Raw genomic sequence first — 25,946 nt, 5'->3', positions numbered from 1 at the left:
AATTAAAAAAACTAAATGACTTTTACTTAAGGCAATTTACTATTTCTGAATTTCTACAAACTCAAAATCCACATCAAATTCGGTGGTTGAAACATTAGCTTTTAGGGTATCATTTTGGAGTTTATAAATGATTTTCTTTGGAAATTCATTCGTGTCATTTTCAGCTATAAAATATTCAGGTTTTAATTCGGAAAGGACAAAGGGAGTAGGAGCTTCGTTCACGCCGGTCACCTGTAGTGTCCATTCATCATTTTCTTTAAACAGTTTTAGATTTTCTTTAAAAATGGTGTCGTCGTCTAACATCGTATAGCCCAATCCCGAATAATAGTTTTTATCTTTTTTCCATATTTCGTAGGTTTTAAAGTCTTCTTCGGCATTTACACGTTTCCATTCTCCAATAAGCCAATCAAAATCCTCTGCATCATTAGTGCATGAAAATAAAAGTAACAGACTGGAAAGAGCTAAAAATAAACGTTTCATAGGGTTTTAAATATTAGATTGTGAAATTAAACAATTTAAATAAAAAAAGCCTGAAGATATCTCCAGGCTTTGAATATAGATTTAAAAATTTTACCAGATTTTTACGCGGTCATCAGGTGCAACATACATCGAATCTCCTTCTTTAATATCAAAAGCTTCATAAAATGCATCGATATTTTGCAAAGGTACATAAGCTCTATACATTCCAGGAGAATGGGGATCTGTTTTAATTCTGCTTTTTAAAGCTTCGTCCCGCATTTTAGTACGCCAAACGGTTGCCCAGGAAAGGAAAAAACGTTGCTCTGGTGTAAATCCGTCAATTTTTCCCGGATCACCATGTTCTTTCAGATGCATTTGTAAACCATCATAAGCAGCGTTAACACCACCAAGGTCACCGATATTTTCACCTAGTGTAAATTCACCATTAATAAAGGTACTGTCCAAAACTTCGATAGCACTGTACTGGTCGGCAAGATCTTTCCCAAGACCTTCAAACTGCGAAAGATCTTCATCGGTCCACCAGTTGTTCAGGTTTCCTTCAGCATCAAAGCGAGCACCGCTATCATCAAACCCATGAGAAATCTCATGACCAATTACGGCACCAATTCCCCCGTAATTTACAGCGGCATCTGCTTTGTAATCATAAAAAGGTGGTTGTAAAATAGCCGCTGGGAATACAATCTCGTTGTAACTTGGATTGTAATAAGCGTTAACGGTTTGCGGCGACATAAACCACTCCGATTTATCTACAGGTTCTCCTAGTTTTGCAATATTTTTAGCGGTACTCCATTTACGGGCGTTCATCACGTTTTGAAAATAAGAACCATCTTTAGATCCTAAGATTTCTAAATCACCATAATCTTCCCATTCGTCTGGATAGCCTACTTTAATAGTGGTGGTATTTAGTTTTTCAATCGCTTTTTTCTTGGTGTCTTCACTCATCCAGCTGAGGTTGTTAATACGCTTTTCGTAAGCCTTAATTACATTAGCGATCATTTCCTGAGCTTTTTCTTTAGCCTCTGGAGGGAAATGTTTTTCTACATATAGTTTTCCTAAAGCTTCCCCTACTGTACCATTTACAGTACTTAAAGCTCTTTCGTCTCTGGGGCGTTGTTCTTTAGCACCTCTTAAAGTTTTGCTGTAAAAATCCCAGTTGGCTGTTTCGATATCTGTAGACAACATTCCGGCAGCGGCATCAAATGCTGTCCATGTTAGATACTTCTTCCAGGTGTCCACATCATTTTGTGCCAGAAGATCTTGCATGGCTTTCATATAGGCTGGCTGAGAAACAATAATAGTATCTAATTTGCCTGCGCCAATTTCTTCAAAATAAGTATTCCAGTCTATTGCCGGTACCATTTCTTGAAGAGCCGCCACGCTCATTGGATTATAAGTTTTACGTGCGTCACGACGCTCTACTTTATCTAATCTTGGTTTAGCAAGTTTGGTCTCAAATTCGACTACTGTTTTTGCGAATTCTTTAGCATCTTCTTTAGAGTAATCTAGAAACTGCATCATACGGGCAATATGTTCTTCATACTTTGCTTTTTTCTCTTTAGAATCTGAGTCGTCTGCAATATAATAATCGCGATCTGGCAGTCCCAGGCTGCCTGGGTAAAGGTAAGCTGCATTCTGGTTACTGTTTTTAGCATCTGCACTAACCCCAAAAGAGAAGAAACCACCACCGCCGTACTTAGACATTTCTGTTAAGTAAGCCTGTAAATCTTCTTTATTCGAAATTTTATTTACTTTTTCTAAATAGGGTAATACTGGCGCAACGCCTTGCTCGTTGCGAGCCACGGTATCCATAATGGTTTTGTATAGATTTACCGCTTTAGCCTGATCGCTGTTTGCATCCAGGTTCTCGTTGTTAGAAGCTTGATTTAATAATGCTAAGGCATCATCATCTGTAGTTTCACGAAGTTCCATGAAACTGCCCCAGGTAGTCTGGTCACTGGGAATTTCTGTAGCATCAAGCCACGCACCATTCACATAGCGAAAAAAATCATTTTTGGGTGTTGTTGTAGTATCCATATAGGCTACATTGATCCCGTGAATTTCTTCTTTTTCTGTGTTTGTAGACTTTTCCCCGTCTTTACAACCAATTATAGTGGCACCTAATAGGGACAAGCATACTGCATTTGTTATTTTTTTCATTTAATGTTTGTGTGTTTGTAAAATCCTTGCTAATGTAATAAAACAGACGCATTTTTGAATTTTTTGTTACAAAATACAAAGAACCTAGTTTTTTGTTTTTAAAGCCTGCAAGATTCTCGTGTCAAAGTCTTTTTTGATCTTTGTGATCTCTTCAATATTTTCATTTGGAATTTCAATAGAAAGTACATAGTGGGCAATCTTCCAGTTGCCATCGATATATTGCATTACACCAGAACCTCTACAAATGCCCATGTGGGTATCAAGTAATTCGTCAAACCAGGCAATTCCCTTTGTATTGGCCAGATAAATATTTCTTTGTACTGAAGTGAAATCCCATGCTTTGCCTTTCTCAAAATGGGGTTTGGCATAGGCTTTAAATTCTTCTATTTGCCAATTTTCAGTAGCGTCGGTGCCAATAAAAACGGCATCCTTAGTCATTAGATGAAAATAATTTTTAAAATTTGCTTCGGCGGCAGCTTGATGCCAGTGATCGATCACATCAGAAATTTCTGTTTTCGCTTGTTTCGCGTTGGATTGGTAGGGCATTGTTTGGGAAAAACCTGCACAACCTAAATAGCATAAGATAAGAGTGATTAGTTGTTTTTTCATGAGATGTATTTTCGCGGAATATACGATAAATCTCTAGTATTTAATTTTGAGTTGTGGCTTCCAGGCTATCTCTTTTTTGTTGCTGTCTTAAGCGGTTTTCTTCCACCAGGCGATCTAATTCGGCCTCGAAATCTTCAATACTTTCAATAAATAATTCGTTAAGCTGAATATTAAGGTTATTAAAATCCATAGGGATTTCTATGGCAATTTCTTTTACCTCTTGCGGTTTTATGCTTTGCAAATGGGATTTTTGTTCCAGGATTTTAGCTTTTGTAGTAAGTACCCTTAATCTTGAGTTTACGGGCTTGGATGCTAAAGAATCCGGTAGCGTAGCTTGTAATGTTTCCATAAGTTGAGCCCATGCAGAAGAATTATCGATTAAATAATTTACCGATGTGTTTTGAAGCTGTTTCACCTCCTCATTCAAAACAATGTAAGCGGCCCATTTGGAGGCATGCTTTCTTGCGGAGGCTTCTAAAGGTAAAATAGATGTTTCTATAGCAAATTTTTGAGTAAAAGCTGGGGTGTCCCGCGGTTTAGTTTCAGGTTTTCCTTTTTCCGAATCCTGAACGCAGGAGCCCAAAATCATCAATAGTATTCCGAAAATTGCTCGCTTCATTATCAAATTTTGATTTTACAAATGTAAACGATTAAAATACTAAAGCCATATATTTTCTTCATTCTTAAAAATAACATAATTATCGGGTTAGATTAAACGATTTAGCAAATTTTATTCGCAATAAATAAATATATTTGCACAAAATTTTTAAGCGTATGCCTGCAAAAATCTTAATTATTGGCGCCAGTGGCCAAATAGGAACCGAACTTAGCTTAAAACTCCGTGAGATTCATGGTAATGATGCAATTATTGCCAGTGATATTCGAGAAGGAAGTGAAGAGCTTATGGCTAGCGGACCTTTTGAGATTGCTAATGCAATGAATTATGAGCAAATTGCCGGTTTGGTGGAAAAGCACCAGATTCAAGAGGTGTATTTAATGGCGGCAATGTTAAGTGCAACTGGAGAGAAAGCACCAATGAAAGCCTGGGCTTTAAATATGGATTCATTGTTCCATGTATTAAATTTGGCAAAAGATAAAAAGATTAAAAAAGTATTTTGGCCTTCAAGTATAGCGGTATTTGGTCCTTCAACTCCAAAAGAAAATACGCCACAAACTACGGTTATGGAACCTACCACCGTTTATGGTATAAGTAAACAAACCGGCGAGCGCTGGTGTAGTTATTACCATAGAAAGTATGGAGTAGACGTACGTAGCATCCGTTATCCAGGTATAATTAGTTATAAAACTTTACCGGGAGGGGGAACTACAGATTATGCCGTAGAGATTTTTCATGAGGCTATTAAACAAGGAGAATATACCTCGTTTCTTAATGCTTCAACATCCTTACCGATGATGTTTATGGAAGATGCTATAAAAGCTACAGTAGCGATCATGAATGCTCCATCGGAAGCTCTTAAAATAAGATCATCTTATAATTTAGCAGCGATGAGCTTTACACCGGCAATTTTAGCTGAGGAAATTAAAAAGCATATCCCAGCATTTAAAATTTCTTATGATCCGGATTTTAGACAGGATATTGCAGATAGCTGGCCTTCGAAGATAGATGATAGCGCAGCCCGTGAAGATTGGGGATGGTCTAATGATTTTGATATAGCGGCTTTAACTGAAGCGATGCTTAGCGGTGTGAAAACGCAATTAGTGAAGTAAGTATCTTCAGGGCAAGTCTACAAAGCATATAATCTAAACAAGAATTTTTAAAACGAGATATCCCGATAACTATCCGCAACAGCGCGTTTAATTTCCATTATCGGGTAAAATAAATACAAGATAGCATAAAAAAAGCCGCTCACTGAGCGGCTTTGGCATTTGAATACTATATATAATCTAATCTATATGCACTATCCAATAACACGAACCTGATCTGCATTAAGACCTTTTCGTCCTTCTTTCTCAACGTACTCCACTTTATCTCCCTCATTTAGAGTCTCACCGTCGATCCCTGTTACGTGAACGAAGATGTCTCTTCCTGTGTCGTCGTTGGTTATGAATCCGTAACCTTTGGACTCATTAAAAAATTTAACTGTACCTTCCATTGTAATAAAATAATAATTAATAAAGTACAAACATAATATAATATTATAGACCTTGGTTGAATAATAGGTAAACTTTCTGAAATTTTTTCAATTTTTTTGGGGGTATTAATCAATACCTTTATCTCGCATTTTTTTCATATTCTCAGGGCTTAAAGTGTAGTCTTCGAGCTTTTTACCCCTCCATCGTACCACTAAAAATATAGGCATTAAAACAAATGATGCGGTTAGTACGGCAATACCTATAATCTTATCACCTGTTGCAATATCTTCTTCGGCAATTCTAAAATAGAAACCTACTGCTATGGCGATTAAAATCGCTATAACTAAAATTTTCATCACTATCTTCATCGCTCTTCTTTTTATTAAACAGTTACCTCGATTAATTTCTGGCGGTATGCGGTGAGCATTTTTGATTTTGAAATAAAACCAACATACTTGTCATCTTTAACAACGGGGAGATTCCATGCGGCACTATGCTGAAATTTTTTCATGATTGTTTTCATACTGTCGTTTTGCAGATCGATAATGTCTGGTGCCCTTTGCATAATATCGCTTACGGTAATTTCATCGTAAAGATGTTGTTTAAACATTATCGGCCGTATATCATCTAAAAGAATAATTCCCATAAAATTTTCTTCTTTATCAATTACAGGAAAAATGTTTCGTGAAGACTTAATCACACCTTCGTGAATAACATCTCCTAAATTCATATTCACATTTAAAGGAATAAAGTTTTTTTCAATGATCTGGTTAATATTAAGCAAGGTTAATACCGTTTGATCTTTGTCGTGAGTTAAAAGTTCGCCACGTTGAGCCAATTCTAAAGTATAGACGGAATGTGGTTGCACCGTATTTGTAATCATATATGATATTAAGGCAGTGATCATTAATGGTACAAAAAGTTCGTATCCCCCGGTTAATTCGGCGATAAGGAAGATAGCTGTTAAGGGTGCATGTAAAACCCCTGCCATTAAGCCTGCCATCCCTACCATTGTAAAACTACTGGTGGAGATAGGCTCGTTAGTAATGCCTAGATGGTTTACTACTAGAGCGAAACAATGTCCTAGGGCGCTTCCCATAAAAAGTACTGGTGCAAAGATTCCGCCAACACCACCTGCCGCGAAAGTAAGTGAGGTTGCGAAGATTTTGAATACTACCAGTCCTGCAAGTAGTAAAATCACAACCCAGATATTATCGAGAAAATCATTTAAAAAGTTAGTTCCTAAAGCCTGAATATAGTTTTCGGCTAAAAGGTTATTTATAACCCCATAACCTTCACCATATAGCGGGGGAATAAAATATATGATAATTCCCAGTCCTGCTCCTGCCAGTAATAGCCTAAAGAATTTATTTTCAATTTTGCCGAAGATGGTATGTATTTTAAAATAGATCACCGTAAAGTACATCGAGCCTAATGCACATATACAGCCCAGGATCATATAAAATGGTACTTCTGAAATGGTAAAATCGTCCATAAGTTCAAAAGGAAGAATGGTATCTGAACCGAAGAAAAAGTAGGAAGTTAAGATCGCTGATACTGATGCTGTAAGTAATGGCAACATGCTTACCAGGGTAAGATCTAAGCTAAAAACTTCTATGGCAAAAATAATAGCGGCAATAGGCGCTTTAAAAATCGAAGACATCGCTCCTGCGGCTGCACAACCTATTAAAAGTGTACGGGCACTTTGGTTCATTCTAAATAAACGTGCAATGTTAGATCCCAAAGAAGCCCCTGTGGCAACGGTAGGTCCCTCTAGTCCTACAGATCCACCAAAACCAACGGTTATCGGAGCTGTTAGAATCGAACCGTACATCTGGAACGAACGCATAAGTCCCTTTCTTTTTGAAATGGCATATAGTGTAGAAGGTATGCCATGCCCTACTGGTTTTCGTAATATTTTTTTTATAATAAACACCGTTAAGGCCAGACCTATAATTGGGAAAATAAAATAGAATGCGTGATGATAATTCGCAATTAAATTTCCCTCCAGTAGGTTTTGGATAAAATGGGTTAAGTTTTTTATAATAACCGCACCCAAACCCGCCGTAAAGCCAATGATAGCACTAAGAATTAAAATGAACTGCTGTTGCGAAAGATGCTTTGTCTTCCACAGTAAAAATTTTTGTAATCCAGGAACCGCTTTTAAAAACATCTGCTACACCTCCAATTTTAGGATATTACGAAAAAATCCTGCTCTAAAGCAGGATTTCAGTTTTATTCAATATTCAGTTTTAAGCTTAATTCTTTTAGTTGGCTTTCATCTAATTTTGATGGAGCATCAATCATTACGTCGCGGCCGGCATTGTTTTTTGGAAAAGCGATAAAGTCCCGAATAGTTTCCTGGCCACCAAGAATGGCAGTTAGTCTATCAAAACCAAATGCAATTCCACCATGTGGTGGCGCACCGTATTGAAAAGCGTTCATTAAGAATCCAAATTGCTCTTTAGCTTCTTCTTCAGTAAAGCCTAAATGAGAAAACATTTTAGATTGTGTTTCTTTATCGTGAATTCTTATAGAACCACCACCAATTTCATTACCATTTAATACGAGATCATAAGCATTAGCCCTTACTTTTCCCGGATCGGTAGCTAAAAGAGGTATATCTTCAGCTTTAGGAGACGTAAATGGGTGGTGCATGGCATGGTAACGTTCTGTTTCTTCATCCCATTCTAGTAAAGGGAAGTCAATTACCCAAAGCGGAGCAAATTCATCTGGCTTTCTAAGGCCTAGTTCGTTACCAAGATGCATACGTAATGCACTTAATTGAGATCTTGTTTTATTGGCATCACCAGCCATAACTAAAATCAGATCGCCGGGTTTTGCGCCCGTGGCCTGTGCCCATTCTTTTAGATTTTCTTCCGTATAAAATTTATCTACAGAAGATTTTAAGCTTCCATCATCGTTGTATTTAGCCCAAACTAGTCCGTTTGCCCCAATTTGCGGGCGTTTTACCCAACTAATCAAAGCATCGATTTGCTTTCGGGTATAAGAAGCTGCTCCTGGAACAGCGATACCTACAACGAGTTCTTGCTGATCGAAAACATTAAAGCCTTTATTCTTTGCAATATCGTCTAACTCGGCAAACTCCATCCCAAAGCGAATATCTGGTTTGTCATTACCATATTTGCGCATTGCTTCATCATAAGTCATGCGTGGGAAGGCATCAATAGTTATATTATTGATTTCTTTTAGCAGATGGCGAGTTAAGCCTTCAAAGATATTTAGTATGTCCTCCTGTTCCACAAAAGCCATTTCACAGTCGATTTGTGTAAATTCTGGCTGTCGATCGGCTCTTAAATCCTCATCTCTAAAACACTTTACGATCTGGAAGTATTTATCCATTCCTCCAACCATAAGCAATTGCTTAAAAGTTTGTGGCGACTGTGGTAAGGCATAAAACTGCCCTTCATTCATTCTACTTGGAACTACGAAATCACGAGCACCTTCAGGAGTGGATTTAATAAGATAGGGTGTCTCAACCTCAATAAATCCCTGGTTAGATAAATAATTTCTAACCTGCATCCCTACTTTGTGTCTAAAAATCAGTTTGTTTTTCACCGGATTTCTTCGAATATCAAGATAGCGATACTTCATTCTTAGATCTTCACCGCCATCGGTCTCCTCTTCAATAGTAAAAGGTGGCGTTAGTGATGCGTTTAAAATCGCAAGTTCTTTTACCAAAACTTCAATCTCACCTGTGGCGATATTAGGGTTTTTGGATTCCCTTTCTATCACATCACCTTTTACCTGAATTACAAACTCGCGGCCCAGGGTTGCAGCTTTCTTCATCAAATCTTCTGAAGATCTTTCTTCATCAAAAATAAGCTGGGTAATTCCGTAGCGATCACGAAGATCCACCCAGACCATAAAACCTTTATTTCTAATTTTTTGCACCCATCCTGAAAGCGTTACCTCGTTCCCGATTTTGGAAGAATTAAGCTCACCGCAAGTATGACTTCTGTACATAGTTGTTTTCGTAAAATTTTAGTGGGGCAAAAGTAATAAGTAAATGTGGTTTGAGTAAATAAACAGACTAAAATTAATCACTATGTAAACTTAATGTTACTAAATAATTTTAATTAAAATATTGAAATTCATTGTGTTGTAGGTTTAATGTTAATTTAATGTTACATAATTATTGTTTTAATGTAAATTTTGCATTATATTTGTTACTATAAGATTAATAGATAGCATAATGAAGACGATAAAAAATACAATGATTGCTGCACTAATGATGATAGGAGGAGCAGCTATCGCACAAAACGGAATTAAAAAACCTGTTTTTGAAAAACAGGGAGATTTAATAAAAGGAACATATTATTATGAAGACGGAAGTATTAGGCAGGAAGGTACGTACAAGGAAGGGGAGCTCCACGGAAAATGGGTTTCTTACAACGAGAACGGTGAAAAGACAGCATCCGCGGAATATAACAATGGTGCAAAAACTGGTAGATGGCTTTTTTGGGAAGGTGATAAGATTAAGCAGGTAGAATATAAGTCTAACCAAATCGTATCAGTAAATGATATTTCATCTAAATCTTCGTTGGCAATAAACGAAGAATAGAGATTGATTTTAGTTTAATAAAAAAGCCTCGATTGTTTGACAATCGAGGCTTTTTTTACTTTCTAAATATAATGAATATACCAGAAATGCCGGCATAGTTTATATTTAGCTTTTGGCCAGTCTTTGTTCTTTTCTGGCTAATTTTTTATCTCTGGTTTTAACCTTTGCACGATTTACAAGATAGAACATGACCGGTACAACGATCAATGTTAGGAAGGTCGCGAAAACCAGTCCGAAAATCACTGTCCAGGCTAAAGGTCCCCAGAAAATAACATTATCTCCTCCTATATAAATACGTGGATCATAATCGATCATTAATCCAAAAAAGTCAATATTTAATCCTATTGCTAATGGTATTAATCCAAGAACAGTAGTGATTGCTGTTAAAAGTACGGGGCGTAACCTTGATTTACCGCCACGTACAATGCAATCAAAATATTGTGCTCTTGTAAGCAGCTCGTCGTCTTCTAAACCAAGTTCGTTTTTCTTACGGTCTATAAGTATTTGGGTATAGTCTATAAGAACAATAGCATTATTCACTACAATACCGGCCAGAGATATAATTCCCATCATGGTCATGATAATCACAAAGTCCATCTGGAAAATAATTAATCCGAAAAATACGCCCACCAAACTTAATACTACCGCACTAATAATGATTATCGGTTTGGAAATCGAGTTAAATTGGGCTACTAAAATCAACAAAATTCCACCTATAGCAATAAGTAAGGCTTTTAATAAAAACGCCATATTGTCTGCCTGTTCTTCCTGCTCGCCCGTAAAGGCAAAACTCATATCTTCTGGTAATTCGTAATTCTGAAGTTCGGTTTTTAATTGCTGTACAATTTCGTTTGCATTATAATCACCCAACACATTAGAATAAACAGTGATTACTCTTTTTAGATCTTTTCTTTTGATCGAGCTGAAAGAGGAGGCAACTTCAGTATTTACCAATGCTGAAATTGGAACCTGTACCAATTGCCCATTATTTTGATCTCTAAAGGTAATGGGTTGATTGAACAGCGCATTTTCATCGTATCTAAATTTTTCGTTGAAGCGCACATTTACTTCATAATCGTCGTCTCCTTCTTTATAGGTAGAAACTTCTTCCCCATAAATCGCCCTACGTAAGGTTTGCCCAACAGCGACCGTAGAAACACCAAGTTGACCTGCTTTTCTGCGGTCTACAATAACTTCAAGTTCAGATTTAGATTTATTAACATCGATTTTTAGCTCTTCTATTCCTTCTATGCTCAATCTCTGAATATAGGAGCGCATATTTTCGGCTTCAGCCAGCATTTCTTCGTAATCTTCGCCCTTAATTTCAATATTAATTGGGTAACCGGCAGGAGGGCCTGCAGCATCTTTCTCAACGATAATCGAGGCCCCGGGAAAGCCGTGAACGGCTGCGCGGATTTCCTCCATTACATCACTACTTCTTACGCCTCTACGTTCATTAAATTCACGCATAGACAAAGTGATTTTACCCTTATGAGGCATTTCATTTTGTTGGCCGCCATCGGTCTGCGGGTTTCCAGCACCTTCACCTACCTGAGAAATAGCCGACTCTACCATATAATTGTAGCCGTCATCATTATATTTTTGGATGACATCGTAGATTCTTTTTTCAACCTGTTTAGTGAGTTGATTGGTTTTTTGGATATCGGTCCCTTCCGGATATTCGATATAAGTGATAATCTGTTTCGGTTCATTTTCCGGAAAAAACAATACGTTAGGTTGTACTGCGCCAATTAGGATAAAAGAAAGGATTAGCATAATCACGGTGCCAAAGAAAAACGCATAGGCTCTTTTACCGCTTAGAGCATATTTTAATGTATTCTCATAACGGTTTTCCAGTTTTTTTAAAGCCGTATACTGAAAATAGGATATCGCTTTTGTTAATACATACTTATAAAGCCATAGTAATATAACCAAAAGGATTAAAATATTTCCAATGCCTCTAAAAGCCCCTATGTCCAGTAAAAAACCACCTAATAAGAGAACAATTCCTAATGCTCCCAATATTAGGGATAATCGTATAAGTTTCTTTTTGGTGATCTCTTCCTCTTCGGTTTTCATAAATTCTGAGGTAAGCATCGAGTTGATGATCAATGCTACAAACAGCGATGAGCCTAGTACAATAGATAAAGTGATTGGAAAGATGACCATAAACTTACCAATGGTGCCGGGCCAAAGTCCTAATGGGAAAAATGCAGCCAGAGTGGTTGCGGTCGAAGCGATAATAGGCCATGCTATTTCTCCAAGACCCTGCTTGGCCGCCTGTCTTCTGGGCATCCCTTCGTCCATTAAAGTATATACGTTTTCTACCACAACAATACCGTTATCTACCAGCATTCCCAGCCCCATAACCAGAGCGAAAAGTACCATGGTGTTTAGGGTAAAGCCAAGGCTGGAAAGTACAATGTAAGATAGGAACATAGAAAGTGGAATGGCTAAACCAACAAAAAGTGCATTTCTAAAACCTAAGAAAAACATTAATACCAAAACCACTAGTATCACCCCAAAGATGATGTTATTTACAAGGTCGTCTACCTGTGTTTGCGTTTGAGTGGATTGATCGTTAGAGTACGAAATATGAAGGTTTTCTGGGAGATAATCTTCCTGTTCTGTAGCGATAATTTTTTTAATATCTTCTACCGCTTCGATCATGTTTTTTCCACCACGCTTTTTGATGTCCAGCATGACTACAGGCTCCCCGTACTCTCTGGCAAATGTTGTTGGATCCTTCTCTTTAAAATTGATTTCAGCGATATCTTTAAGGAAGATATTTCCTCCTTCACGTTTTACAATAACGTTTTCTAATTCTTTTGGATCCTTTATTTCTCCTACGATCCTGATGTTCTTTTCAACACCACTGGTAATAATATTTCCGGCAGAAATGGTTTTGTTTTCCATACTTACCGCATTTATAATATTATCGAAACTTACCTGTGATGCAGACATTTTGTAGACATCTACGGCAATTTCAACCTCCATATCCTCAGCACCACGAATACTGGCCTCTTTTATCTGCGGAAGTAATTCGATTTTTTCCTGAAGATATTCAGCATAAGTCTTTAATTCCTGAACGGGATAATCACCGGTCAAGTTAATATTCAGAATAGGCATTTCTTCTGAAATATTAAGATCGAAAATGTTAGGTTCTACTTTAGCTCCATTATCTAAAGTAGGCCAGGTAGTTTCGGCTTTTACTAAATCTACCTTATCTTTTACTTTTGTTTTGGCGACATCTACACTAATATCTTCTTCAAACTCTACAATAACAATAGAATAATCCTGAAGGGTGGTCGAGGTAATTTCCTTGATGCCGGCTATATTATTAAACTCTTCCTCTAAAGGTTCTGTGATAAACTTCTCTACATCTTCAGCCGAGTTTCCGGGGTTTACCGAACTTACGTATATTTTAGTTTCTACGATTTCCGGAAATGCTTCCCGCGGCATCCCGTAATAAGAAAGCAAACCACCCAGCATAATGATCGCAATAATAACGTACACCGTCATTTTGTTGTCGATTGCCCAGGAGGAGAGCTTAAATTCTTTATCTAAATTGCTCATGTGTTACTTTTTGCTGATTTTTACTTCCTGTCCGTCTCTTAAACTTTTGCTACCTTCAACAATTAGGATTTCACCCGGCGATAGACCTTCTGTTACTTCCATCATGTTATTATAAACGTAACCGGTTTCGATGACATTTTTCTGCGCTACACCGGTGCTGTCTGTTTTTCTTTCTAAGGTATAAACCAGACTTTCGCCCATTGCATTTTTTTGTATGGTGCTTTCAGGAATGGTGATTGCAGATGCTGCTGTATAATCATTAAGCAGTATAGTGGCAATTTGGTTAGGGCGTATAAGCTTATCAGGATTTGGGATGGCTATTTTTACTCTAAAGGTGCGGTTGTTCGCATTAATATTGCTTCCAACGTCTGTAACTTTGCCATCATATTCTTTGTTTACCGAGCTAATCATTACCTTCACAAAGGTTCCTTTTTGAATTTTTGGGAGGTAATTTTCAGGAACCGCGGCCTCAACATACATATTATTAAGATTTATGATTCTGAAAAGCTGACTTTGTCCCGGGCTTACAACTTCTCCCTGATTGCTAATTATATTATCGATCACACCGCTAAAAGGGGCGGTAACCGTAGTTTTAGCAAGTTGAGATTGTAATTGTTCCGCTGCTTTTTGGGTAGCTTCAAAGTTGGTTTTTGCTTCTAAAAACTGGATTTCAGATCCTATATTCTGTTCCCATAGCCTTTTCTGGCGTTCATAAGTTGTTTTGGCTAATGTTGCCTGTGCCTGTGCCTGTGCCACCTGACTTGATAATCCGCCATCATCGATTTTTGCCAGAACCTGACCTTTATTAACACGATCACCTTCTTTGACATATACATTTTTTAAAATGCCGGAATATTCTGGATAAATAATAATATTCTCATCGGTAGCAACATTCCCCTGCACTTCAGCAAAATGTTCGAATGTGCTGTCTTTTAAAGTTGTTACAGTGACCAGATTAAGGTTTTTGTTTTTATCTAATGTATTTATAGCTTCATCCAGTTTATTAATGTCTGAAGTTATTGCGCTTTGCTCTTTACTTAATTCAGATTTTCTGGCTCTTATCTCCTTAAGGTTACCTTCTTCAATGAGGTCGTCTACAGATTTTTTGTTTTCGTTACCACAGGCGGCTAACAAAAGAGAAACACTTAAAATTGCTGCTAATTTTTTCATATGGCGGGGGTAGTTATTCTTTTTCTTCATATTTAGTGGTGTCTAATAAATTCTCTAACTCAACTTTGCTAGTGATTACATTAAGCATAGATTGCAGGTAGTCCTGTTGTGCTGTATATAATTGTCTTTGTGCCTCATTGAGTTCGAAACTGCTGGCAACGCCTTCTTTGAACTTTATTTTGTTTTTATTTTCAATACGTTCGGCTAAATCCAGATTTTTTTTCTGAACTTCATAATTGTCGAGACTATATTCATATTCTGTTTTAGCCGAATTTATTTGTTGTTTCACCTCGTTTTTTGTGTATTCCAGATCGGCCAGTGCCTGCTCTAAAGCAATTTTCTTTTGCTGTGTTCTTGCCGAACGCATCCCACTACTAAAGATGGGGATATTTAAGCTTATACCTAAAATGGACTGATTGAAATATTCCTGATTATCATTTAAAAAAGTAAACTTCTCGCTAAATCCCTGGTATCCATAATTTACATAGCCGGTAAGGGAAGGCAAGGCTTTTGCTTTTTCCAATTTCACTTCAATCTCAGCAGATTCTGCCGTGTTTTTGGCAATTCTAAAGTCGATATTCTCTTCTACTGGAGTGTTTTCCTGTAAGATCGAAAGATCAAAATATTGTATGGCCAGTTCTTCCAATTCTTCCGTTAATGTAAGATTGGTCTCGACCGGCAGTCCCAAGGTAATGTTTAGCATTTCGTAAGCGATATCAGCCATGCGTTGACTTCGGTTCAGGTTATTCTTTAAAGTAAGAAGCGTGATTTCTAATTGTTCTACATCTTCCTCTTCAGCCAGGCCATTTTCAAAAGTTAGTTTCGTTTCATCGTAAGTCTGCTGTACGCTTTCCACATTATTTTTAAGGATGGCTGCATTTTCTTCGGCTAGAAGCACGTTTCCGTAGGCATTGATGATGCCTTTTTTAACTTCCTGATCGGTCTTTGTTTTTGCATTTTCGGTAATCTGAAGTAGAGTTTTGGCCGATTGTATACCTACCAGATAGGAACCATCAAAAATAATCTGGTTCCACGTAGCCGTGGCATTCATGCTTTGCTGTGTGCCAAAAGTAACCGGGATAAACGTACCGGGCTCACCACCGGTAATCTCGGCAGGTAGCAACTGTACGGGTTGTTTAATGTAGTTTTGGTAGTCTACGGCGCCGCTTAATTGTGGAAGTCCCTGTGCGATGATTTCCCATTTTTGCTTAAGGGAAATGGCGATGTCCCTTTGCGCATTTAAGGCTTCTACGTTATGGGCTAATCCGTATCGAATAGCTTCTTCTAAAGAAAAAGAATAGGATTCGGGAATTTCATTCGTCTCCTGAGCGTAGGATGAAAGGCTTATAAAGCCTATTAGCATTAGTAAATTTTTAATGGGTAGATGTCTCATTGTTATTTAATAGGTCTTCTAAAATTTCTAATCCTTTTTTGGTGGCAATTCCCCTCACGTGATATTCTATATACAGTTGAAACAAATCTGCTTTGCTGTAATTTTCTGCGGGAAAAATACTGGTGTCTCTAATCGCGTTAGTCCCTTCATGATAGAGTTTCGCAATAAATTTCACATCAATTTCTTTACGGAATAGTCCTTCATTTATCCCTCTTGTTACATTTTCTTCTATGCTGCAGGAAACAAGGTCAGATTTTTTGCGGGTTACATTAGCAAAAATCTTAGGGTAATATTTTTCGAGTTGAAATTGTGGAGATGTTTTTTCATCTTTTAGAAATATCCTTATCTGTTTTTTAACCTCAAATAATTCCTCAATAGCATTAAGGTCTTTCTTCTTTATTTCAGCAATACTTTTTTGAATGGTTTCTAAAATATTAAATGCTACATCCTGTACTAAAAGGGTTTTTGTAGCGTAGTTGGCATAAATAGTTTTTTTAGAGATGCCTAGTTTTTCTGCAATATCATCCATAGTGACGCTTTTAAAACCATATTCTAAAAACATCTCGGTTGCCATATGTAAAATCGTTTCTTTCAATCATTAAAATTTTTGCAAATGTATATCCTGGAAACTTTTAAAACAAATAAAGTTTCCATGGTTTATGTTATATTTAATAATCGTATTAAATTTGAAATTATTCCAATTATGGTATTTTAGCAGAAAAATTATTTTAATGCTGGCTATTTCAGAGTATAGGGAGGTTTTTTTAAAGTATCTTAAGGAAAAAATCACAATTAAAGAACCTGCTAATCTTTATGAACCAATGGTTTATATTCTTGGGTTGGGAGGAAAGAGATTAAGGCCCGTACTCGTTTTAATGGCAACAGAAATTTTTGATAAAGATTATAAAAAAGCCTTAGATGCTTCTCTGGCGATAGAGATTTTTCATAATTTTTCCCTGGTTCACGATGATATCATGGACGATGCTCCTTTGCGAAGAGGGAAGGCAACCGTTCACGAAAAATGGGATGTGAATACCGGTATACTTTCTGGGGATGCTATGCTTATAAATGCCTACCAGCTTTTTGAGAATTATGAAGGAGATACGTTTAAAGAATTAGCACAGCTTTTTACCAAGACAGCCATAGAAGTTTGTGAAGGGCAGCAATACGATATAGATTTTGAAACCAGGGATGATGTAAGTATAGACGATTACCTTAAGATGATCGAATATAAAACCGCTGTACTGGTAGGGGCTTCTTTACAAATGGGCGCCATTGTAGCTGAGGTAGATGAAGAATGTAAAAAAGCTATTTATCAATTTGGAAGGCTTTTAGGGATCGCTTTTCAGCTTCAGGACGACTTTTTGGATGCCTTTGGTGATCCAAAAACTTTTGGGAAACAGGTAGGGGGTGATATTATCGAAAATAAGAAAACCTTTTTATATCTAAAATCACTAGAGGTGTCTGCTGAAGATGATGCCAGGCAGTTAGAATATTTATACTCTATAAGCCCCGAAGATAATTCTGGAAAGATCGAAACCGTAAAATCTATTTTTCAAAAAAGCGGTGCTGCAAAATTAACAAAAGAAGAGATCGAAAAATATACCATTATGGCTTTTGATGTTTTAGAAAACATTTCTATCGCTGAAGAGAAGAAAAAGCCGTTGCGTGATTTTGGCAACATGTTAATGAAACGTACAGTTTAAATATCAAAGCTTATTATTTCGTAATCTTTAGATGATTTTAAAAATAAAAGCTGCTAAAGTTAAAACGATCTTATATTATCTGGTTTTATTTAAATTTTAATCTCTTTCTAATTCTCTTTCCAATTTAAATTATCATATTCGTAATGGATTATGCGATTTGGTGCTCAAGAGGCCTTATCACTATGTTAAATTTATTTTAATGTATAAAATAAAACTATTGAATGCTGCAAGCAGTTTTTTGTAAAAATTGTATTTTTGCTGTGTTTTACACTTTATAGAAACATTAGTTTCCACTTATGGACAGATTTTCATTTCTAAATGCCGCGCATACTGCATATTTTGCTGAATTATACGATCAATATTTACAATATCCTGATAGTGTAGAGCCCAGTTGGAGAGCTTTTTTTCAGGGCTTTGATTTTGGTATGGAGCAAAATGATGTTTCATCAGAAACTTTAGGATCAGCTCCTGTATCGATTGAGGAAGGCGAAATGCCTGAGCATGTTTACAAGGAGTTTCAGGTTATAAGGCTTATTGATGGTTATCGTACTCGCGGACATTTATTTACCAAAACAAACCCGGTAAGGGAGAGAAGACATTACGAACCAAGACTTGACATTGAGAATTTTGGTTTAAGTGAGGAGGATTTAGATACTACTTTTAGTGCGGGTGATATTTTAGGTATTGGACCCAAAAAACTAAAAGAAATTATTCAGCACCTGGAGAATATATATTGCGATGCTATTGGAGTAGAGTATATGTTTATTCGAAAGCCTGAAGAAATTGATTGGATTCAGAAAAAACTGAATGTAAATGAAAACCATCCGGATTTTGATTCGGAAAGGAAAAAACAAATCCTTAGAAAGCTTAATGAAGCGGTCTCTTTTGAAGGTTTTTTACATAGAAAATATGTTGGTCAAAAGCGATTCTCTTTAGAAGGAGGCGAGACTTTAATTCCGGCATTAGATGCCTTGATTGAAGGTGCTGCTGAAAAAGGCGTTAAGGATTTTGTAATGGGTATGGCTCACCGTGGTCGTTTGAATACACTTACAAATATCTTTGGTAAATCTGCGAAAGATATCTTTAGCGAATTTGATGGTAAGGATTACGAACAGGATATTTTTGATGGTGATGTAAAATACCATTTGGGTTGGACTTCTTGTCGCCAAACCCAAAGCGGAAAGGAAATCAATATCAATATTGCGCCAAACCCTTCTCATTTAGAAACGGTAGGTCCGGTAGTAGAAGGTATTGCCAGAGCTAAAAGAGATCGAAGATATAGCGGCGATCCCTCTAAAGTTTTGCCAATCCTGGTGCATGGTGATGCTGCTGTTGCTGCGCAGGGTGTTGTATACGAAGTTGTACAAATGGCTAAGTTAGATGGTTACGAGAATGCCGGTACTATTCATATCGTTGTAAATAATCAAATAGGTTTTACAACAAATTATTTAGATGCAAGATCTTCTACTTATTGTACCGATGTTGCAAAAGTAACTCTATCTCCTGTACTTCATGTAAATGCAGATGATGCAGAAGCTGTTGTGCATGCGGTGCTTTTTGCGTTAGATTTTAGAATGGAATTTAAGCGGGATGTATTTATAGATCTATTAGGATATAGAAAATACGGGCACAATGAAGGTGATGAGCCAAGATTTACACAGCCTAAACTTTATAAAGCAATAGCAAAGCATAAAAATGCAAGAGATATTTATGCGGAAAAATTAATAAAAGCAGGGGTGATAGATGAATCCTACATCGAAAAACTTGAAGAGGATTATAAGCAAAAGCTCGAAGAAGATCTAGAAGATTCCAGAAAGGAAGACACAACCAGAATCACACCTTTTATGGAAGATGAATGGGGTGGCTACGAAAATGTACAGGAAGATCGCATGATGGAAGATGTTGATACGACTGTAAAAATGGAAGAGCTAGATCGCGTTGCCAAAGCCATTTCTAAATTGCCTGAAGGTAAAAAGTTCTTACGTAAAATAGAGAAAATCATCAATTTACGTGAACAAATGTATTTTGAAGATAATAGGCTGGATTGGTCTATGGGAGAACATCTGGCCTATGGAACTCTAATGGCTGAAGGTTATAATATAAGAATTAGTGGTCAGGATAGCGAGCGTGGTACGTTTTCACACCGTCATGCGGTACTAAAAGTAGAAGATAGCGAAGAAGAAATTATCCTTCATAACAATATTGAAGGAAGGGAAGGCGATTTCTTTATATATAACTCTCCATTATCTGAATACGGAGTGGTAGGCTTTGATTATGGTTATGCTATGGCAAGTCCAAATACCCTAACCATTTGGGAGGCGCAATTTGGGGATTTTGTGAATGGCGCACAGATTATGATCGATCAATACATCTCTGCCGCAGAGGATAAGTGGAAATTGCAAAACGGACTGGTAATGTTCCTGCCGCATGGCTATGAAGGCCAGGGAGCAGAACATTCATCAGCAAGAATGGAGCGTTTTCTTCAACTTTGTGCAAAAGATAATATGTTTGTTGCCGATGTGACGACGCCAGCTAACATGTTTCATTTGCTAAGAAGACAAATGAAGTTTGGTTTCAGGAAGCCACTCATTATCTTTACTCCTAAGAGTTTATTAAGACACTCAAAAGTGATTTCAACCAAGGAAGATTTTGCTGAAGGTTCTTTCCAGATGCTAATCGATGATCCTGCGGCTAATGTAGAGAAAGTTAAAACTTTGGTGTTCTGTACCGGTAAGTTTTATTACGATCTTTTAGAGTATAAGGAAGAAAATGAACGTGAGGATGTGGCACTGGTAAGAGTGGAACAGTTATTCCCGCTTCCGGTAGAGAAAATGAAGGCGATTATGAGTAAATATAAAAATGCCGATGATGTTGTTTGGGCTCAGGAAGAACCTAAAAATATGGGAGCGTATGGGCATATGCTAATGCATATTGATGAAGCAAAGCAGTTTAGATGTTGTAGTCGTAAATTCTATGGATCTCCTGCTGCTGGTAGTTCAGTACGTTTCAAGAAAAGACATCAGCGAGTGATCGACAGTGTTTTTGATAAATCATTAACTGAAGAATAATTAAATTTGGATAAATTTTCTGGGATACCACCAGAAAGCAAAATAAAAAAGAAGAACATGGCCTTAGAAATGAAAGTTCCATCCCCCGGTGAATCTATAACCGAAGTAGAAATCGCAGAATGGTTGGTAGAAGATGGGGACTACGTTGAAAAAGATCAGGCAATTGCCGAAGTCGATAGTGATAAAGCTACCTTAGAATTACCTGCTGAGGCAAGCGGAATTATCACGCTTAAAGCAGAAGAGGGTGACACCGTAGCTGTTGGTGAAGTAGTATGCTTAATCGATACCGAAGCAGAGAAGCCTGGTGGAGGTGATGATGAATCTGCTGAAGAAGAGGTGAAGGAACAACAGGAAAAGAAAGAATCCAAGGAGGATAGTGATAAAGCACCGGCAAAGACCGAAGAGCCTTCAAAGTCTTCGACACCTTCACAAAAACAGGATGATACTTATGCAAAAGGAAGTCCTTCTCCTGCGGCTAAAAAGATTTTAGATGAAAAAGGGATTGATCCTAAATCTGTAAGTGGTAGCGGTAAGGATGGAAGAGTGACAAAAGATGACGCCGTGCAGGCTAAAGCTTCTATGGGAACTCCGGGAACTGGAAAGCGAGGAGAATCTCGTAAGAAAATGTCGATGCTTAGACGAAAAGTTGCAGAGCGTCTAGTAGCTGCGAAAAGCGAGACAGCTATGCTTACTACTTTTAACGAAGTAGACATGAGTGCTATTTACGCACTTAGAAAAAAATATAAAGAAGAGTTTAAAGATAAGCACGGTGTAAGTTTAGGGTTTATGTCTTTCTTTACACTGGCCGTGGTTAGGGCTTTAGAAATGTATCCTGATGTTAACTCTATGATCGATGGAGATTTCCAGGTGAAATATGATTATAAAGATATTAGTATTGCGGTTTCCGGGCCAAAAGGCTTAATGGTACCAGTAGTTAGAAATGCTGAAAACTTAAGCTTTAGAGGTGTAGAAGAGGAAGTAAAACGTTTGGCTCTTAAAGCCCGTGACGGTAAAATTACTGTGGACGAAATGACCGGCGGTACGTTTACTATCACTAATGGAGGGGTTTTTGGATCGATGATGTCTACCCCAATTATTAATCCTCCACAAAGTGGTATTTTGGGTATGCATAATATCGTGGATCGTCCTGTGGCAATAGACGGGCATGTAGAAATCAGACCAATGATGTATGTTGCCCTTTCTTATGATCATAGGATTGTAGATGGTAAAGAATCTGTTGGTTTCCTTGTAGCTGTAAAAGAAGCTGTAGAGAACCCGGAAGAATTACTTATGGATAACGATGTGAAGAGAGCTTTAGAACTTTAAATTTCTCTCTCCATGTTCATCATATAAAAAAAGGGAAGCGTAAGCTTCCCTTTTTAAATTTTGGTTGGTTGGGTAAAAATGGGTTAAGAATAAACCAAATTCAGGATGTTTAAAAATATAATGCCTACCACAGCAACTATAAGTATATAGGCTGCAGGATGCGTTTTTAAATGATCCTTTTTTTGGAAAAACATAAAATCTAACATTGATGGGGTCAAATCTATGTTTAATTGAATAGATACAAAAGGGGATAAATACCCTATTTAAGAAATAAATTTTTCGATTTATAATCTATAATTGCCTTTCCTTTTTTTAGAATATCAGCCCCAATGATGCCGTGAACCTTCTCTGCATCGTGTTGCAAGAGGGCTTCGTTTACATGGCGAAGATCGAATAAAACCAGGTCTGCTTTTTTCTTTTTCCAGCCGCTGATTTCTATTCTGTTTTTTTGCGAGATCTGGGTGAGCATATTAGAGGCGCCTGCACCAGCTGCTTTAATATCGCTGTCTTCAGGCAAAAGATCAAAATATGATATGCTATCTATTCCTACACAGGTACTGGAAGCCCCGGTATCCAAAATAAAATTACCTTCAATATTGTTGATTTTCGCCTTAATTTCCAGGTGATTGGTTTTGGTAAACTTAAATTTAATGCTTTTATATCCTTTTTCTTTCAGGATTTTCTTGAAACTCGCCATTCTTTTCCGTTTTAAAGCAAAGATAGGTTTTCAAAATAAATTATTTTTGCAGATATGGTACTAACAGATACACATACACATTTATATAGCGAATCTTTTGATGAAGATCGCGAAGAGATGATTCAAAGAGCAATAGATGCTAAGGTTAAACGCTTTTTTATTCCGGCAATCGATTCTACTTATGCCAAGAGCATGTATGATCTAGAAAAATCATTTCCGGATCATGTATACTTAATGATGGGATTGCATCCTACACATGTACAAGAGAATTATAAAAAAGAGCTTCAATTCATCGAAAATCAATTTCAGCAAAGAGGTTTTATTGCGGTAGGAGAAATTGGCATCGATTTGTACTGGGATAAGAGTACACTTAAAATTCAGCAAGAAGCTTTTAAATATCAAATTAGGCTGGCTAAAAAATATAAATTACCTATCGTCATTCATTGCCGTGAAGCTTTTGAGGAGGTTTTTGAAATATTAGAAGAGGAGAAGGGCGATGATCTATTCGGGATTTTTCACTGTTTTACAGGTACTTTAGCAGATGCTAAAAGAGCACTCTCTTATAATCTTAAGTTGGGTATAGGTGGTGTAGTGACATTTAAAAATGGCAAGATCGATAAGTTTTTAGATCAAATTCCTTTAAAACATATCGTTTTAGAGACCGATGCACCTTATCTTGCTCCAACGCCATTTAGAGGGAAAAGAAATGAATCCTCTTATCTTACGAAAATTGCTGAAAAATTAGCGGAAATTTATGACGAGCCTATAGAGGAAATTGCTAAAATCACAACGCAGAATTCAAAAGATATATTCGGTATTTAAACTGAAATTAGTTAATTTTTTGTTCATTTGCTATAATAAGCCAGACACGTGCAAGACTTTGAAGAGATAAGATTTTATAACGAAAAGGAGGTTCAGGAATCCCTTCAGCATTACATCAAGCATCCAATGATGAAGGCGCTCCTTCATTTTACGTTTCCAGAAAAAACTTCTGAAGAAATAAAGGATATTGTTCTTAGCTGTAAGAGTATTCGCGATTTTCAAACAAAAATAATCTATCATTCTGTTGGGAAAATTATAGAGAAAAGTACCGATGGGGTGACCGATAGTGGTTTTGATAAACTGAAACCTGGGGAGTCCTATTTCTTTTTATCTACGCACCGTGATATTATTTTGGATACTTCTTTGCTAAATTACACTTTGTATAATCACAACCTCGTCATGACTGCTTCTGCGATAGGCGATAATTTAGTGCAGAAAACTTTTTTGATGGCACTATCGAAGCTTAATAGGAATTTCCTGGTGCGCAGAAAGCTGAGTCCTCGTGAAATGCTAAAGAGTTCTATAGAATTATCAACGTTTATAAGGAAGATGCTTCTAGAAGATAAACGTTCTGTATGGATGGCACAGCGCGAAGGAAGAACTAAAGATGGCAGTGATTATACGCAGCAAGGTGTTTTAAAGATGATTGGGATGGGAAAAGACGATCTTAGTCTTACCGATTATTTTGGAAAACTTAAGATTGTGCCTATTTCGATATCGTATGAGTTTGATCCTACGGATGTTTTAAAAATGCCTGAAATTCTTTCGAAAAGAATGAAAGAAAAATACGTAAAAGCTCCCGATGAGGATTTTAAATCCATTATTCAGGGAATTTTAGGTATTAAAGGCAGGATTCATGTGAGTGCCGGAGATTTAATGGATGCCAGTTTGTTTGCTGAAATCGGTCAGGATTTTGGATCGGTGAATGAGCAGCTAAAGGTAATTGCCAGCAAAGTAGATCAGGAGATTCATAAAAATTATAAACTCTGGCCATCAAATTATATCGCTCATGATTTGCTAAATAATACAGATCGTTATGCCTCAAAATATACTTTTAAGGAGAAAAGACGTTTTGAAAGACGACTTAAACGCCGTGTGGATTTTAAAAATTCTCTCGAGCTAAACAGTTACCTTTTAATGTATGCAAATCCTGTAATTAACAGAGAAGGATTATATGATAAAGAAGACTAAGATTCTTTTGTTATATACGGGTGGTACTATTGGTATGATCAAAGATTATGATACTGGTGCTTTAAAACCCTTTAATTTTGATGACCTCCTGCAAAATATTCCAGAATTAAATATCCTGGAGCATGAGATCGAAACCCTTAGTTTTGAGCACCCCATAGACTCTTCAGATATGAATCCGGAAGAGTGGCGAAAAATAGCATCGATTATTTATGAGCGTTATGAAACTTACGATGGTTTTGTAGTATTGCATGGCAGTGATACGATGTCTTATACTGCTTCTGCACTAAGTTTTATGTTTGAGAACTTAAGTAAGCCGGTTATTTTTACCGGTTCCCAATTGCCTATAGGAGACCTTAGAACCGATGCCAAAGAAAATTTAATCACCAGCATACAAATTGCAGGTTTACAAAAAAACGGGAAACCTGTGATTGCTGAAGTAGGTTTGTATTTTGAATATAAATTATATCGGGCTAATAGGACTACTAAAATAAATGCGGAGCATTTTCAGGCATTTGCCTCGCTAAATTATCCTCCGTTAGCAGAATCTGGTGTACATTTATCTATAAATACTAAAAGTCTTTGGAAACAAAGTAGAAAACAGCCGTTAAAATTGCATTCTCGTTTTAATACAGATGTTGTAATTTTAAAGATGTTTCCCGGTATAACCCAAGAGGTAGTAACACATATTTTAAGTCTTAAAAATCTAAAAGGATTGATTTTAGAGACTTATGGGAGTGGTAATGCGCCAACACAAGCCTGGTTTTTAGCTTTGTTGGAAGAAAAAATAAGCGCTGGCCTTAAGGTAGTAAATGTTACTCAGTGTGCCGGTGGGAGCGTCGCTATGGGAAATTACGAAACCAGTGTAGCTATGAAAAAAATAGGTGTTGTATCTGGAAAAGATATCACCACCGAAGCTGCAGTAGCGAAATTAATGTATTTATTAGATAAAAAATTAACACATAAAGTCTTTAAAACTATATATGAAACCTCGTTGAGAGGTGAAATGTCGTAAAATTAACGAATCATACTTGACGGAGATCATTTTTTTTTGTTATTTGGCGCACCGTTTTAA

The 25,946-nt window shown here is 37.0% G+C and carries 21 protein-coding genes; 8 read left to right on the top strand and 13 right to left on the bottom strand.

Annotated elements, in window-relative coordinates:
• Nucleotides 1-39: 39 nt before the first annotated feature.
• From ZPR_RS21640 to ZPR_RS21625, 4 genes are all read right to left on the bottom strand, one after another.
• The gene (locus tag ZPR_RS21640) at nucleotides 40-480 is read right to left on the bottom strand and encodes a DUF6265 family protein (RefSeq protein ID WP_013073929.1); all 441 of its coding nucleotides are present in this window, start codon (nucleotides 478-480) and stop codon (nucleotides 40-42) included.
• A gap of 90 nt (nucleotides 481-570) precedes the next feature.
• The gene (locus tag ZPR_RS21635; protein ID WP_013073928.1) at nucleotides 571-2,637 is read right to left on the bottom strand and encodes a M13 family metallopeptidase; all 2,067 of its coding nucleotides are present in this window, start codon (nucleotides 2,635-2,637) and stop codon (nucleotides 571-573) included.
• 84 nt (nucleotides 2,638-2,721) lie between these two features.
• Nucleotides 2,722-3,246 carry a nuclear transport factor 2 family protein gene (locus ZPR_RS21630; RefSeq protein ID WP_013073927.1) on the bottom strand — a complete coding sequence of 175 codons (525 nt, stop codon included), beginning with the start codon at nucleotides 3,244-3,246 and terminating at the stop codon, nucleotides 2,722-2,724.
• Between the two features lie 40 nt (nucleotides 3,247-3,286).
• Entirely contained in the window at nucleotides 3,287-3,865 is a 579-nt protein-coding gene (locus ZPR_RS21625; protein ID WP_013073926.1) for a hypothetical protein, read from the bottom strand.
• A gap of 155 nt (nucleotides 3,866-4,020) precedes the next feature.
• Between ZPR_RS21625 and ZPR_RS21620 the strand changes: the two genes are divergently transcribed.
• The gene (locus ZPR_RS21620; RefSeq protein WP_013073925.1) at nucleotides 4,021-4,974 is read left to right on the top strand and encodes an NAD-dependent epimerase/dehydratase family protein; all 954 of its coding nucleotides are present in this window, start codon (nucleotides 4,021-4,023) and stop codon (nucleotides 4,972-4,974) included.
• A 191-nt stretch (nucleotides 4,975-5,165) separates the two neighbouring features.
• Here the strand turns inward: ZPR_RS21620 and ZPR_RS21615 are convergent, their stop codons facing one another.
• The 4 genes from ZPR_RS21615 to aspS all read right to left on the bottom strand — a co-directional run bounded on the left by ZPR_RS21615 (nucleotide 5,166) and on the right by aspS (nucleotide 9,327).
• Complete coding sequence (locus ZPR_RS21615) at nucleotides 5,166-5,360, bottom strand: cold-shock protein (protein WP_013073924.1); 195 nt, start codon at nucleotides 5,358-5,360, stop codon at nucleotides 5,166-5,168.
• A 105-nt stretch (nucleotides 5,361-5,465) separates the two neighbouring features.
• Nucleotides 5,466-5,708 carry a hypothetical protein gene (locus tag ZPR_RS21610; RefSeq protein ID WP_041579351.1) on the bottom strand — a complete coding sequence of 81 codons (243 nt, stop codon included), beginning with the start codon at nucleotides 5,706-5,708 and terminating at the stop codon, nucleotides 5,466-5,468.
• A 14-nt stretch (nucleotides 5,709-5,722) separates the two neighbouring features.
• Nucleotides 5,723-7,513, bottom strand: a complete 1,791-nt coding sequence (locus ZPR_RS21605) for a chloride channel protein (protein WP_013073922.1) — start codon at nucleotides 7,511-7,513, stop codon at nucleotides 5,723-5,725.
• 62 nt (nucleotides 7,514-7,575) lie between these two features.
• Complete coding sequence (aspS, locus tag ZPR_RS21600; protein WP_013073921.1) at nucleotides 7,576-9,327, bottom strand: aspartate--tRNA ligase; 1,752 nt, start codon at nucleotides 9,325-9,327, stop codon at nucleotides 7,576-7,578.
• Nucleotides 9,328-9,556: 229 nt separating this feature from the next.
• On the opposite strand from aspS, the gene ZPR_RS21595 reads away from it, so the two are divergent.
• The gene (locus tag ZPR_RS21595) at nucleotides 9,557-9,925 is read left to right on the top strand and encodes a toxin-antitoxin system YwqK family antitoxin (RefSeq protein ID WP_013073920.1); all 369 of its coding nucleotides are present in this window, start codon (nucleotides 9,557-9,559) and stop codon (nucleotides 9,923-9,925) included.
• A 105-nt stretch (nucleotides 9,926-10,030) separates the two neighbouring features.
• Here the strand turns inward: ZPR_RS21595 and ZPR_RS21590 are convergent, their stop codons facing one another.
• From ZPR_RS21590 to ZPR_RS21575, 4 genes are read right to left on the bottom strand one after another with little or no spacing between them, the layout of a single operon-like run.
• Nucleotides 10,031-13,501 (bottom strand): efflux RND transporter permease subunit, encoded by a 3,471-nt coding sequence (locus ZPR_RS21590; RefSeq protein WP_013073919.1) that lies wholly within the window; start codon nucleotides 13,499-13,501, stop codon nucleotides 10,031-10,033.
• A 3-nt stretch (nucleotides 13,502-13,504) separates the two neighbouring features.
• On the bottom strand, nucleotides 13,505-14,671 hold the full coding sequence (locus ZPR_RS21585; RefSeq protein ID WP_013073918.1) for an efflux RND transporter periplasmic adaptor subunit: 1,167 nt from the start codon (nucleotides 14,669-14,671) through the stop codon (nucleotides 13,505-13,507).
• Between the two features lie 13 nt (nucleotides 14,672-14,684).
• Complete coding sequence (locus ZPR_RS21580) at nucleotides 14,685-16,034, bottom strand: TolC family protein (protein ID WP_013073917.1); 1,350 nt, start codon at nucleotides 16,032-16,034, stop codon at nucleotides 14,685-14,687.
• A gap of 10 nt (nucleotides 16,035-16,044) precedes the next feature.
• On the bottom strand, nucleotides 16,045-16,659 hold the full coding sequence (locus ZPR_RS21575) for a TetR/AcrR family transcriptional regulator (protein WP_041579348.1): 615 nt from the start codon (nucleotides 16,657-16,659) through the stop codon (nucleotides 16,045-16,047).
• Nucleotides 16,660-16,795: 136 nt separating this feature from the next.
• Here ZPR_RS21575 and ZPR_RS21570 point away from each other — a divergent pair, with 136 nt between their 5' ends.
• The 3 genes from ZPR_RS21570 to odhB all read left to right on the top strand — a co-directional run bounded on the left by ZPR_RS21570 (nucleotide 16,796) and on the right by odhB (nucleotide 22,164).
• Nucleotides 16,796-17,770 carry a polyprenyl synthetase family protein gene (locus tag ZPR_RS21570; protein WP_013073914.1) on the top strand — a complete coding sequence of 325 codons (975 nt, stop codon included), beginning with the start codon at nucleotides 16,796-16,798 and terminating at the stop codon, nucleotides 17,768-17,770.
• Nucleotides 17,771-18,066: 296 nt separating this feature from the next.
• Nucleotides 18,067-20,838 carry a 2-oxoglutarate dehydrogenase E1 component gene (locus ZPR_RS21565; protein ID WP_013073913.1) on the top strand — a complete coding sequence of 924 codons (2,772 nt, stop codon included), beginning with the start codon at nucleotides 18,067-18,069 and terminating at the stop codon, nucleotides 20,836-20,838.
• Between the two features lie 57 nt (nucleotides 20,839-20,895).
• Nucleotides 20,896-22,164, top strand: coding sequence for a 2-oxoglutarate dehydrogenase complex dihydrolipoyllysine-residue succinyltransferase (odhB, locus tag ZPR_RS21560; RefSeq protein WP_041580176.1), 1,269 nt, complete (start codon nucleotides 20,896-20,898; stop codon nucleotides 22,162-22,164).
• A gap of 259 nt (nucleotides 22,165-22,423) precedes the next feature.
• Here the strand turns inward: odhB and ZPR_RS21555 are convergent, their stop codons facing one another.
• Entirely contained in the window at nucleotides 22,424-22,861 is a 438-nt protein-coding gene (locus ZPR_RS21555; protein WP_013073910.1) for a retropepsin-like aspartic protease, read from the bottom strand.
• A 54-nt stretch (nucleotides 22,862-22,915) separates the two neighbouring features.
• Between ZPR_RS21555 and ZPR_RS21550 the strand changes: the two genes are divergently transcribed.
• Genes ZPR_RS21550 through ZPR_RS21540 form a run of 3 tightly spaced genes read left to right on the top strand, consistent with a single transcriptional unit; the run spans nucleotide 22,916 to nucleotide 25,886 of the window.
• The gene (locus ZPR_RS21550; protein ID WP_013073909.1) at nucleotides 22,916-23,683 is read left to right on the top strand and encodes a TatD family hydrolase; all 768 of its coding nucleotides are present in this window, start codon (nucleotides 22,916-22,918) and stop codon (nucleotides 23,681-23,683) included.
• A gap of 48 nt (nucleotides 23,684-23,731) precedes the next feature.
• Nucleotides 23,732-24,874 carry a lysophospholipid acyltransferase family protein gene (locus ZPR_RS21545; protein WP_013073908.1) on the top strand — a complete coding sequence of 381 codons (1,143 nt, stop codon included), beginning with the start codon at nucleotides 23,732-23,734 and terminating at the stop codon, nucleotides 24,872-24,874.
• The gene (locus ZPR_RS21540) at nucleotides 24,858-25,886 is read left to right on the top strand and encodes an asparaginase (protein WP_041579347.1); all 1,029 of its coding nucleotides are present in this window, start codon (nucleotides 24,858-24,860) and stop codon (nucleotides 25,884-25,886) included. Before ZPR_RS21545 ends, ZPR_RS21540 begins: the two co-directional genes overlap by 17 nt.
• The last annotated feature ends 60 nt before the right edge of the window (nucleotides 25,887-25,946 follow it).

The sequence above is a fragment of the Zunongwangia profunda SM-A87 genome (genome assembly GCF_000023465.1).
GTDB classification, from domain to species: Bacteria; Bacteroidota; Bacteroidia; order Flavobacteriales; family Flavobacteriaceae; genus Zunongwangia; species Zunongwangia profunda.
The sequence above is the reverse complement of the archived record's forward strand: the minus strand, read 5'-3'. Positions and strand labels throughout refer to the sequence as shown.

Excerpts from the sequence above, each read along its gene's own strand:
- ZPR_RS21615 (WP_013073924.1), bottom strand. The coding sequence starts at position 5,360 with ATGGAAGGTACAGTTAAATTTTTTAATGAGTCCAAAGGTTACGGATTC.
- ZPR_RS21605 (WP_013073922.1), bottom strand. The coding sequence starts at position 7,513 with ATGTTTTTAAAAGCGGTTCCTGGATTACAAAAATTTTTACTGTGGAAG.
- ZPR_RS21590 (WP_013073919.1), bottom strand. The coding sequence starts at position 13,501 with ATGAGCAATTTAGATAAAGAATTTAAGCTCTCCTCCTGGGCAATCGAC.
- ZPR_RS21610 (WP_041579351.1), bottom strand. The coding sequence starts at position 5,708 with ATGAAGATAGTGATGAAAATTTTAGTTATAGCGATTTTAATCGCCATA.
- ZPR_RS21550 (WP_013073909.1), top strand. The coding sequence starts at position 22,916 with ATGGTACTAACAGATACACATACACATTTATATAGCGAATCTTTTGAT.
- ZPR_RS21565 (WP_013073913.1), top strand. The coding sequence starts at position 18,067 with ATGGACAGATTTTCATTTCTAAATGCCGCGCATACTGCATATTTTGCT.
- ZPR_RS21625 (WP_013073926.1), bottom strand. The coding sequence starts at position 3,865 with ATGAAGCGAGCAATTTTCGGAATACTATTGATGATTTTGGGCTCCTGC.
- ZPR_RS21595 (WP_013073920.1), top strand. The coding sequence starts at position 9,557 with ATGAAGACGATAAAAAATACAATGATTGCTGCACTAATGATGATAGGA.
- odhB (WP_041580176.1), top strand. The coding sequence starts at position 20,896 with ATGGCCTTAGAAATGAAAGTTCCATCCCCCGGTGAATCTATAACCGAA.
- ZPR_RS21635 (WP_013073928.1), bottom strand. The coding sequence starts at position 2,637 with ATGAAAAAAATAACAAATGCAGTATGCTTGTCCCTATTAGGTGCCACT.
- ZPR_RS21570 (WP_013073914.1), top strand. The coding sequence starts at position 16,796 with ATGCTGGCTATTTCAGAGTATAGGGAGGTTTTTTTAAAGTATCTTAAG.
- ZPR_RS21630 (WP_013073927.1), bottom strand. The coding sequence starts at position 3,246 with ATGAAAAAACAACTAATCACTCTTATCTTATGCTATTTAGGTTGTGCA.
- ZPR_RS21620 (WP_013073925.1), top strand. The coding sequence starts at position 4,021 with ATGCCTGCAAAAATCTTAATTATTGGCGCCAGTGGCCAAATAGGAACC.
- ZPR_RS21540 (WP_041579347.1), top strand. The coding sequence starts at position 24,858 with ATGATAAAGAAGACTAAGATTCTTTTGTTATATACGGGTGGTACTATT.
- aspS (WP_013073921.1), bottom strand. The coding sequence starts at position 9,327 with ATGTACAGAAGTCATACTTGCGGTGAGCTTAATTCTTCCAAAATCGGG.
- ZPR_RS21640 (WP_013073929.1), bottom strand. The coding sequence starts at position 480 with ATGAAACGTTTATTTTTAGCTCTTTCCAGTCTGTTACTTTTATTTTCA.
- ZPR_RS21580 (WP_013073917.1), bottom strand. The coding sequence starts at position 16,034 with ATGCTAATAGGCTTTATAAGCCTTTCATCCTACGCTCAGGAGACGAAT.
- ZPR_RS21585 (WP_013073918.1), bottom strand. The coding sequence starts at position 14,671 with ATGAAAAAATTAGCAGCAATTTTAAGTGTTTCTCTTTTGTTAGCCGCC.
- ZPR_RS21555 (WP_013073910.1), bottom strand. The coding sequence starts at position 22,861 with ATGGCGAGTTTCAAGAAAATCCTGAAAGAAAAAGGATATAAAAGCATT.